This window comes from Rhabdochromatium marinum, from assembly GCF_016583795.1.
GTDB classification, from domain to species: domain Bacteria; phylum Pseudomonadota; class Gammaproteobacteria; order Chromatiales; family Chromatiaceae; genus Rhabdochromatium; species Rhabdochromatium marinum.
The window spans coordinates 1-10,196 of sequence record NZ_NRRS01000106.1 but is presented as its reverse complement, the minus strand read 5'-3'; the positions used below and the strand labels follow the sequence as shown (position 1 = coordinate 10,196).

Annotated in this window: 10 protein-coding genes and 1 pseudogene; 10 read left to right on the top strand and 1 reads right to left on the bottom strand. The window is 61.9% G+C overall.

Annotation, left to right across the window (positions count from 1 at the left end):
* The 4 genes from CKO36_RS17825 to CKO36_RS17810 form a co-directional block, all read left to right on the top strand.
* Window positions 1-250: hypothetical protein (locus tag CKO36_RS17825; RefSeq protein ID WP_207161515.1), on the top strand; the 250-nt coding region annotated here is incomplete at its 5' end.
* Window positions 251-642: 392 nt separating this feature from the next.
* Window positions 643-1,647 carry an aldo/keto reductase gene (locus tag CKO36_RS17820; protein WP_200286262.1) on the top strand — a complete coding sequence of 335 codons (1,005 nt, stop codon included), beginning with the start codon at window positions 643-645 and terminating at the stop codon, window positions 1,645-1,647.
* 45 nt (window positions 1,648-1,692) lie between these two features.
* Window positions 1,693-3,510 (top strand): cation:proton antiporter, encoded by a 1,818-nt coding sequence (locus tag CKO36_RS17815; protein WP_200286261.1) that lies wholly within the window; start codon window positions 1,693-1,695, stop codon window positions 3,508-3,510.
* Between the two features lie 51 nt (window positions 3,511-3,561).
* Window positions 3,562-4,971, top strand: a complete 1,410-nt coding sequence (locus CKO36_RS17810; protein WP_200286260.1) for a glycoside hydrolase 100 family protein — start codon at window positions 3,562-3,564, stop codon at window positions 4,969-4,971.
* A gap of 191 nt (window positions 4,972-5,162) precedes the next feature.
* On the opposite strand, the gene CKO36_RS17805 is transcribed toward CKO36_RS17810, so the two are convergent.
* Window positions 5,163-5,603 (bottom strand): hypothetical protein, encoded by a 441-nt coding sequence (locus CKO36_RS17805; protein ID WP_200286259.1) that lies wholly within the window; start codon window positions 5,601-5,603, stop codon window positions 5,163-5,165.
* 426 nt (window positions 5,604-6,029) lie between these two features.
* Between CKO36_RS17805 and CKO36_RS17800 the strand changes: the two genes are divergently transcribed.
* The 6 genes and pseudogenes from CKO36_RS17800 to CKO36_RS17775 form a co-directional block, all read left to right on the top strand.
* Window positions 6,030-6,818 carry a hypothetical protein gene (locus tag CKO36_RS17800; RefSeq protein WP_200286258.1) on the top strand — a complete coding sequence of 263 codons (789 nt, stop codon included), beginning with the start codon at window positions 6,030-6,032 and terminating at the stop codon, window positions 6,816-6,818.
* A 36-nt stretch (window positions 6,819-6,854) separates the two neighbouring features.
* Complete coding sequence (locus tag CKO36_RS17795) at window positions 6,855-7,136, top strand: sll1863 family stress response protein (RefSeq protein ID WP_207161514.1); 282 nt, start codon at window positions 6,855-6,857, stop codon at window positions 7,134-7,136.
* 80 nt (window positions 7,137-7,216) lie between these two features.
* Complete coding sequence (locus CKO36_RS17790; protein WP_200286257.1) at window positions 7,217-7,744, top strand: sll1863 family stress response protein; 528 nt, start codon at window positions 7,217-7,219, stop codon at window positions 7,742-7,744.
* Between the two features lie 20 nt (window positions 7,745-7,764).
* Complete coding sequence (locus tag CKO36_RS17785) at window positions 7,765-8,181, top strand: DUF1523 family protein (RefSeq protein ID WP_242469717.1); 417 nt, start codon at window positions 7,765-7,767, stop codon at window positions 8,179-8,181.
* Between the two features lies 1 nt (window position 8,182).
* The gene (locus CKO36_RS17780; protein ID WP_200286256.1) at window positions 8,183-9,586 is read left to right on the top strand and encodes a sigma-54-dependent transcriptional regulator; all 1,404 of its coding nucleotides are present in this window, start codon (window positions 8,183-8,185) and stop codon (window positions 9,584-9,586) included.
* A gap of 68 nt (window positions 9,587-9,654) precedes the next feature.
* Window positions 9,655-10,071, top strand: a pseudogene (locus tag CKO36_RS17775) (type IIL restriction-modification enzyme MmeI); the annotation flags it as partial.
* Window positions 10,072-10,196 lie beyond the last annotated feature (125 nt).

Sequence of the window (10,196 nt, the reverse complement as noted above, 5' to 3'; positions counted from 1 at the left end):
GCACCAGCTCCTGTTCGGGCGAAAGCCTTTCTTGATTCAGTACCAGGATTTCGCAGCCGTGTGTCTTGGCGTAATGCTCGAACCACTCGAACCCAACGCGCGTCAGCCGGTCTTTGTGGGCGAGGATTCAGGTGTTGATGCTCCGCTGCCCGATCTCATCCATCAGTGCCAAAAAACGCTGGCGCTTGATCACCACTCCCATCCTCTTTCACCACTCCCATCCTTCAGCCGCGTTGTCAGCTTGAGCTAAACATTCGCGCACCACTCTTGATATCCAACTGTGGAATGGGTGACGAGACATGCGGCATTCGATCTTTGTTGTGCGGTAGCACCGCCAATATAAGGACGGGTACGCAAAGGTCGGGCCAGCGGGAGTGAGCGCCATGGATCGCGAACAGGAGGGTGAAATACCGAGGGGTGTATTGCTGGAGTGGTGCATTTGCCCCGCAGGTTGGGTTAAATGAACCAGTGCCTGCTGGTCTAAACCGGCTGGCCGGCAGATGCAGCCAAGCCAGGTTCGCCAGAGAAACCGGCGCGGGGGTTGCTAACCATTACTTGTGGTGCGCGATGGTGCCACCATTCTCAAAGGTCAGATGGAAACCCAGAGCGAAACCCATGCAAAGATGCCAAGACGAGGTTCCAATGCAATTCATCACTTTACCCAACACCGAACTGACCGTTTCCAGAATTGGGCTTGGCACTTGGGCGATTGGCGGCTGGATGTGGGGTGGCTCCGATGAGGAGACCTCCATCCAAACCATCCTGCGCGCCACCGAGCAGGGCATCACTCTTATCGATACTGCCCCGGTTTACGGTTTCGGCCGCAGCGAGGAGTTGGTTGGAAAAGCCATTGCCCAACATGGCCGGCGCGAGGATCTGGTGATCGCCACCAAGACGGCCCTGGAGTGGAACGACGCTCAGTCAAGCGTGTGGCGCAATGCCAGTCGCGCGCGTATCGAGCGCGAGGTTGAGGATTCCCTGCGTCGGCTGGGAACGGACTACATTGATCTCTATCAGGTCCATTGGCCGGATCCGCAAACGCCGATCGCCGAAACCGCTGAGGCTATGCGCGCGCTGTTTGAAGCCGGCAAGATCCGCGCAATCGGCGTCAGCAACTTCTCGCCGGCGCAATGCGAAGAATTTCGCGCCGTGGCGCCCTTGCATAGCGTGCAGCCGCCGTACAATCTCTTTGAGCGCCAAATCGAAGCCGATCTGTTGCCCTGGGCACGCGAGCATGAGGTTGCGGCACTCTGCTATGGCGCCATCTGCCGGGGGTTGCTGTCCGGGCGCATGCAACCCGACACCCAGTTCGACGGCGACGATCTGCGCCTGTCCGACCCCAAGTTTCAGCCGCCGCGTTTCGAGCAATACCTCGCCGCCGTCGAGGATCTCAAGACCCTGGCCAGCGAACGCGGTGGCCATTCGGTTCTGGGACTGGCGCTGCGCTGGCTGCTGCAGCAATATGACAATAACATCGCCCTGTGGGGCGCGCGTCATCCCGGGCAGCTCTCCGCCCTTGAAGACGCTTTCGGCTGGACGCTCAGCGAGGCCGACCTGGCCGAGATTGAGCGCATGCTCGCCACGCGCATTCAGGATCCGGTGGGACCGGAGTTCATGGCACCGCCGGAACGCCGGCCAAGTACGTGAGGCTGGCGCCGACACCGATACCGACGAACAGGAGCACCCCAGTTAATGTCGCAGCAAGCGGTTAGTCTGTTCGCCGGTGTCGGCGTCCTGTCGCTGGTCGCGCACTGGCTCGCTTGGCGCCTGCGTCTGCCCGCCATTGTCTTTCTGCTCGCCGCTGGCATCGTCGCCGGCCCGCTCACCCATTGGCTGAATCCGGATGCCCTGTTCGGCGAACTGTTGTTCCCCATCGTCTCGCTGGCGGTGGCGATCATCCTGTTCGAGGGCGGGCTGAGCCTGCACCTGCACGAGGTGCGCGGGCTGCAAGCGCCCGTGCGTCGGCTGTTGACGATCGGCGTGTTGATCACCTGGGCTACTACCACGGCGCTGGCTTGGTTTTTCATCGAGCTGTCGCTGCCGCTGGCGGTACTGTTCGGCGCCATGACCGTGGTTACCGGCCCAACGGTCATCGGTCCCTTGCTGCGCAGTGTGCGTCCCACCGAAAAGGTCGCGCGCGTCCTGCGCTGGGAGGGCATCGTCATCGACCCCATTGGCGCACTAATCGCGGTGCTGGTGTTCGAGTTCCTGTTGAGCACCGGTGGCCAGGCCAGCCTGGGCGCCTCTCTGCTGACCTTCGCACTTCTGCTGGTGGTCGGCATGTTGATCGGCGCCCTGGCTGGCTGGGTGACTGGGGAAGTGTTGCGGCGTTTTTGGCTGCCGGGGTATCTGCATATTCTCGCCACCCTGGTCGCGGCGATCAGTGTGTTTTATCTCGCGAACCAGATTCATGCTGAATCCGGTCTGCTGGCGGTCACGGTGATGGGGATCTGGCTGGCCAACATGCAAGGCGTGCCCTTGGACGACATCCTGCCGTTCAAGGAGAACCTGAGCCTGATGTTGATCTCCGGGTTGTTCGTGCTGCTGGCGGCGCGGTTGGATCCAACGGCCATTCCAGCGCTCGGCTGGGGCGTGGTCGCCGTGCTGTTGGGCATGCAATTGCTTGGACGCCCCTTGGCCGTGCTGGCCAGTACCTGGGGCAGCGCCTTGTCCTGGCCTGAGCGCGGTCTGCTCGCCTGGATCGCGCCGCGCGGGATTGTCGCCGCCGCCGTCTCGGCGCTGTTCGCGCTGCGCCTTGAGGATGCCGGCCACGCCGGTGCCGAGGCCCTGGTCCCGCTGACCTTTCTGGTGATCCTGTTCACGGTCATCGTGCAGAGCGCGACGGCCAAGCCGCTTGCCGCCTGGCTCGGCGTGCGCGAGCCTCCGCCGCGCGGGGTGTTGATCGTCGGCGCCAACCGCGTCGCGCGCGCGATCGGTACCGCCTTGCAGCGGCTGGAGATCCCGGTGCTGCTCACCGACGCCAACTGGGATCAGGTGGCCGAGGCACGGCTGCAGGGCCTGCCGGCCTACTACGGCAATCCGACCTCCGAGCACGCCGAACAACACCTGGAGCTGACTGGCCTGGGGCTGTTGTTTGCCCTCTCGCCGCGCGCTGATCTGAATACCCTGACCAGCCTCGAGTTTGGCAAAGTATTCGGTCGCAACAAGGTCTACCGGCTGCCACCCGGCGAGCGCGACCCGCGCTTGCCGACCGAGATCCGCCGCCGCCATCGCCGTGACCAAACGCTCTTTGGTACCCAGACGACCTATGCCAAACTCGCGAGCCTGCTGGGGCAGGGCGCCGAGATCCGTATCACGGCGCTGACGAACGTGTTCGCCTGGAATGACTACCGAAAAGAATATGGAACGCGGATGACCCCGTTATTCGCGGTCAATCCGCAGGGCAATATCCTCCCCTTCGACGGCAGCGACCATCTTGAGCCTGGCGCTGGCTGGAAAGTCATTGGACTGATTCAGACGCGCGCACCGGCGAACCAGGGGGCTGACTGAGGCGATGTTCCGGCCCAACTGTCAACAGGAACCCAGAAAGAAGACCGCGACATGCAAGCGAAGATCATTCGACAGGCCTGGCAGGTGCTCGAGTCCTCCGTCGTCACCTACCAGGGGCAACCGGTCGGCACCGTGGCCGCTCAGGACACCGAAACGGCACCATTGAATTACGATCAGGTGTTCACCCGAGACTTTGCCATCTCGGCCTTTGCGTTCCTGCTCGATGGCCGCCCGGAGATCGTGCGCAACTTTCTTGAAACAACCTTGCGCCTGCAAAGTCAGGAGCGACAGCTCGACTGCTTCAAACCGGGCGAAGGGCTGATGCCGGCGAGCTTCAAGGTGACCTGCGACGGCTCTCGTGAGCACTTGGTCGCGGATTTCGGCGAGTACTCAATCGCCCAGGTTGCGCCGGTGGACTCTGGCTTCTGGTGGCTGTTGATTCTGCACGCTTATGTGCGCACCACCGCCGACCGTGCTTTTGCGGAGCGGGCCGAAGTGCAGGAGGCTATTCGTCTCATCCTGGATCTGTGCCTGATCAGCCGCTTCGATATGTTCCCAACCATGCTGGTGCCCGACGGATCCTTCATGATCGACCGGCGCATGGGCGTCTATGGCTATCCGCTCGATATTCAGGCGCAGTTCTTCGCCGCGCTGCGCGCGGCTATGGACCTGCTCGACGACAATGACCCAACCAGCGCGACCTATCAGCCGGTGCTCAGTCAACGCTTGTCCAACCTCGCTCATCATGTGCGCACCTACTACTGGCTCGATCTGTCACGGCTGAATCAGATCTATTGCTATGGTGTCGAGGAATATGGCCCGACCTCGATCAACAAGTTCAACATCCACCCCGATACCATTCCGAACTGGCTGATGGACTGGCTGCCGGAACACGGTGGCTATCTGGTCGGTAACCTCGGCCCTGGGCGAATCGATTACCGGTGGTTTGGACAGGGCAATCTGCTGGCCTGCGCCGCCGGACTGGCCAGCCAGGAGCAGACCGGCGCCATCATGCAACTGCTCGCCGCCCGCGCCGATGATCTGATCGGTGAAGTGCCGCTCAAGCTGTGCTTTCCGGCTCTGGCCGATCAGGACTGGCGCATTCTGACCGGCTGTGATCCGAAAAACCGACCCTGGTCCTATCACAACGGCGGACATTGGCCGGTGCTGCTGTGGCTGCTGACCCTGGTCAGCCTGCAAAGCGGCCATCAGGCTTTGGCCGAACGCGCACTCAAGGCCGCCGAGCGTCGCCTGAGCCGCGATGACTGGCCGGAATACTACGACGGACGTCACGGCCGCCTGATGGGCCAGCAGGCGCGCCGGCACCAGACCTGGAGCGCGGCGGGCTACCTGATTGCTTGCCAGTTATTGGAAGATCCTGAGCGCGCTGCGCTGCTGCCTGTCACAAGCCTTCACCGCGCACCCGGTTGGCTGTCTTGCGCCAAGGCTTCGGTGACCTGATCGACTGGTGCCTGCGGCGCACAATGCTGTTTGTGCGAGGGAGTCGCTCAGGGGTTGCTGTTCTGGCGACAGATCGTCATGGGATCTTCCCGGCAGGGGCCAAGCTTCATTGGTTAACTGTAGTGGCGCTCGTTCAACCGCCAGTTCCGGCGTACTGGCAAACAGAGGCGATTGATTCATGGCATCGAGCTTTAATCGCGCCGCCAATTGTTGAAAATCAGTGTCCGTGAACCCTGCTCCGGAATGGAAACGGGGCGCTCGAAGGTGCGTTCATCGGCGCTGGCGATCACTCGATAATGACCGGCGGGCAAGTCCGCCAGGAACCAGGGGCCTGGCGACGGTGCCGAGAGCACCGGCTTACCACGCCCATTCATAATGGTGACGGCCACATTGGCCAGGTAATGGCCATCGACGCGGGCAAATTCCAGCTTGAGGTTGTAGTCCTGGCCAAAATGCTGGCTGAGCAGCTCCCGCTCATGGGTGCCAAAGCCGCCGCTGACCCAGGCATGCTCCTGATAGTGGCCCTGGGTGAAAATGTTCGGGTCGAGCGGAGCGATGGAGGTGGCCGTAGCCAGGGGCGGTAAACCGATCAGTGTCGTGATCACGAGAATCTGGCGTGCTTGGATTGTCATACGGCGCTCCCGCAGATGTTTCAGGGATGATGAAGAAGCTTCAGCATGGACTGTGCCAGTCCCAGTCTGGCGGGCACTGAGGCGCGCATGCGACCGAACAGCCAGGAGTCTGGCTTCTTGGGCATTCGGTTTAGCGTTCGGTTCAAATGCACCGCAGTGGTGGTTTTGAACCGCTGACACCCTGCCAACGCTCATGAATCTCTACATGCAGTCCTAACGGCTCTCATGCGCTTGCCGGCCTGCCCATCCTGTCGAAGCCGCGCCCAGGCTGAAATTTTGAGGGGTGGAAAGAGAGTTGGCATTCTCTTTGCTGCACTGACAAGCGAAACAAAGCGCAATGCAGCAATCAGGATCCAATGTCGAGCGAGCCCTTGGAGGGCGCGCCAGCGTGTCTAACCAGCGTCTAACGGGCCAAGGGTCGAGCCAATGGAAACCAGAACAACACCAAACGACGATGACACTTGGACACCTAAGCAACGGCAACAGGGCGGCAGCGCGGACGATTGCGATTGGTGCCGCCCCATTGGCGGTCCGGCCGATCTCGAATGTCAGGCGTTGGTGGCTGAGCAAGCGCGGGAATTGGCGCACCGGCTGCGTAGTCCGCTCGGTGCCATCGACATGGTGTGCGAAAGTCTGGCGCTGGAACAACCGGATTCCGAGATTACCGAGCGGCTGCAAGTCGTCTTGCGCGCCAGCGCCAAGCTCAAGCAGGTGCTCGATGAGACAGTGAGTGCCGTGGTGCCGCGCTGGCCGACGCATCGGTCGATGGATTTAGCGGCGGCCTGCTCACAGTTTGCCGACGCCGACGGGTTGAATTACGCGCCCAACACTCAGGCCCCAGTGTGGATTGCCGCCGCGCCGCCTGATGGTGAACTGGCGTTGTGGCAGGCGCTCTCGCTGGCCCGACTCGGCAGCCGCAATGGGCAGGTGCGCTTGGACTTGATTGCCAGGGAATTCACACGCGGGACCACGACGGGAGGGGCGACGGCAACCGAGCTGGAATCGCGTGCGGAGCTGTCCTTAACGCCAATGAACCCGCTTGGGCCACTCGACGAGCGTTTGGACGGGGAAATGCCGCTGCAAAGTCTCGCCTTTCTGCGCCTGAAGCGACTGCGGCGCTTTGCCGCCGAGCAGGGGGGTGTGCTGGAGATCGAACCAAGCCGGCTGTTGCTGCGCTTGCCTGCGATCACACCAACCCACCCAACGGGTCAATGAACCCAATGGGTCAATAACCAACTGGAGGATCACATCATGGATCGTCAAGCCATCATCGACCAATTCAAAGCTAAGCTTGATCAATGGGATGCCCAAATCGACGAGCTATCGGCCAAGGCGCGCAGTGCGAGTGCTGAAACCCAAGCTAATTTGCATGAGCAGATCGGCAAGCTCAAGGATCAGCGCGCCGATGCGCGTTCACGCTTGGATAACTTGCGTGAATCCAGCCAGGAGGCTTGGCAGGATGTTCAAGACGGGCTGCACCGCGCAAGCGAAGCGCTCGGGGAGTCCTTGCGCTCGGTGCGTGATAAGTTTTAGCCGCATTATTTACCAACAAAATCAACGCGTTACAGATACTCTCAACTCTCAAATTTTCCACTCTTCATGAGGGCAACATCATGCGATGGTTAAACAAAGAATTCTCAAACAAGCGATTCTTGCAACAGTGCGCTGCCCCGACTCTGGTGCTGGCCTTGGCGAGCACGCCGCTGTTTGCGGCCTCCGATTCCGCAGCCGCCACCCAAGACAGCTCCAAACCAGCTGGCTCAGCGGCCGAAGTGCGTCAGGAGACCCAGGAATTGCTCAAGGACTTGCAAGCCTACAGCGCCGAGCAGCGCGACGAGGCCGTGGCTGCGGCCGAGGCGGCGCTGGACAAAGCCGACACCCGCATTGATGAGATGCAGGATTGGCTGGATGAGAACTGGTCCGACATGAGTCAGGCCGCGCGTGAGCAGTCCCGTGCCAGCATGGATGCCCTGCGCGAACGCCGCACCCAGGTGGCAGAATCCTATGGCAGCCTGAAGACCAGCTCGGAAAACGCCTGGGAGGCGATGAAAGACGGCTTTGCCGGTGCTTACCAAGCCCTGGGGGATGCCTGGGATGACGCCATGCAGGCGCTGTTCCCCGACGAAGATGACGCCTCATAGCATATCGAGAGGAACCGATCATGACCATGAAACGCAAATTCAGCATTGGTGCCGCAATCGTCGGCGTCCTGATTGTTGGCTTCCTGTGGCTGCGCTGGGGACCGGATTCCTGGCAGGTGCAGATTACCGGTGTCACCGGTGACGGGCGCGATGTACAGTATCGCATCGAGACTGTAAAGGCTGGCACCGCCGACACCTTGATCTTCAAAAATGCCGACGCCGGCTTCACGCCGCCCTATTTCAAGTTCGATTCCGCGACGCTCCAATCCATCGCCAGTCGTGTGACCCGCGAATGCCCGCAGGAGTCGGTGACCGTACATGGATATGGTTTCCGTATTCCTTGGCTCGATATGTTTCCGAATGCCGTGTCCATTGATGCACCCGAGCGCTGTCGCGAGGCACCGAGCAAAGGCGAGGGGGCGCATATCGCGACCTAGTATGCCCAACCCGCTGCTGATTCTCGAAGACGAAGCTCTGCTCGCCGATGAACTGGCGCGCCACTTTGGCCGCCAGGACTGGGATGCGCGCACCGCCTCGAGCCTGGCCGAGGCGCGCGCCATCCTGACCGATGGCAGCTTCGAGCCGCTGGTCATCCTCGCCGACATGAGCCTGCCCGATGGCAATGCGCTCGACCTGTTCGAGGAAGTGCGCGGGCGCGGCGTGCCAGGAGAGTGGATTCTGCTCACCGGCTATGGCGGGGTGGCTGATTCGGTGCGCGCCCTGCGCTTGGGCGCTTATGATTTTCTTGAAAAACCCTGTCCTCTCGACCGCCTGGCCGTGGTGGTCGGTGGGGCCAAACGCGCGGCGCTGGCGCAGCGGCGGCTGCATCAGGAAGCCCGCAACCAGCGGCGCAAATACAGCCCCACCAGCTATCTCGGCGGCAGCTCCGTGACCACCCAGACCCGGGCGCTGATCGAACGCCTAGCCGAGGTGCCCTTCAGCGCTCTGATCCTCGGCGGCGAAACCGGCACCGGCAAGGGGCTGGTCGCGCGCATTCTGCATCACGGCGGCCCGCGTGCCAATGGTCCCATGGTGGAGGTCAACTGTGCGGCGCTGCCGCGCGAGCTGCTCGAATCCGAGCTCTTCGGCCACGAAGCCGGCGCCTTTACGGGTGCCAAGGGACGCCATCGCGGCTATCTGGAACAGGCGCATGAAGGCACCTTGTTTCTCGACGAAATCGGCGAAATGGATCTCGATCTGCAAGCAAAATTGCTCGCTGTACTCGAAGACCGCCAGGTGCGCCGCCTCGGCAGCGAGAAAAGCATCCCAGTTGATCTGCAACTGATCGCTGCCAGCAATCGCGACTTGGCCGAACAGGTGCGCGCTGGCGAGTTCCGCAGCGACCTCTATCACCGCCTGAGCGTCTTCCGTCTCGACCTGCCACCGCTGCGCGATCGCCTCGATGATCTGCCCGATCTGGTTCCGGCTCTGGTGGCCGAGAACAATGCCCGCTCCGGGCGCCAAGTGCGAGTGATTCCCGACGAAGTCTATGCCCGCATGCGCGCCTATTCCTGGCCGGGCAATGTGCGCGAACTCGGCAATGTGGTCGAACGCGCTGTGCTGCTCGCCACCGGCGAGGTGTTTCCGCTGGAATGGATGCAGCTTGGCCAGGGCGTGGCGGAACCGATAGTGGAGGACAGCGCCGGCCCCGGCGTTGAGGGTGATCGGCTGATTATCCCGCTCGATGGCTCCATGGCACTCGAGGACATGGACCGCTACATCATCCAGACCGCGCTCGAACGCAGTGCGCGCAATGTCACCGCCGCCGCACGTATGCTTGGCACCACCCGCGAGACGCTGCGCTATCGGGTGCGTAAACACGGGTTGAAGGCCGCGACCTGAGTCGATGCGCGAGCCGTTGGGCGGGGTGTCCTGTCCCATCGGTTTCCCCTTGGCGTACAATCGGTGCCATGGACGCACCGGAGATTGATGCCTTTATCGCGCGCTGGGGTGGCGGCGCCAGCCGTGGTGGCAACGAGCGGGCCAATTTGCAGCTGTTCCTGACCGAATTCTGCACCCTGCTCGATCTGCCCCAGCCCGACCCGGCGAGTGCGGACACCAGTCAGAACGCCTATGTCTTCGAGCGCGCCGTCACCGAGCATCGCCCAGACGGCAGCACCACCTCGCGCGCGCTCGATCTTTATCGGCGTGGCTGTTTCGTGCTCGAAGGTAAGGACACCGGCAAGCCAACCGGCAGCGAGACCTGGGAAGTCGCCATCATCAAGGCACACAAACAGGCTGAGAACTACGTCCGCGCGCTGCCGGGGGCAGAAGGTCGCCCGCCGTTCATCCTCGTGGTCGATGTCGGACGCTGCTTCGTGCTCTGGGTGCGGCCTTTGAATAATGTGATCACCCGAAACAGGCGGCACCGAATTGATCAATTCGCTGCCAAAATTGTTGCCAGCGCCCGGTCGTTTGGCTCAGCGCCCGCAGGCTGAGTACAATCCCGGCG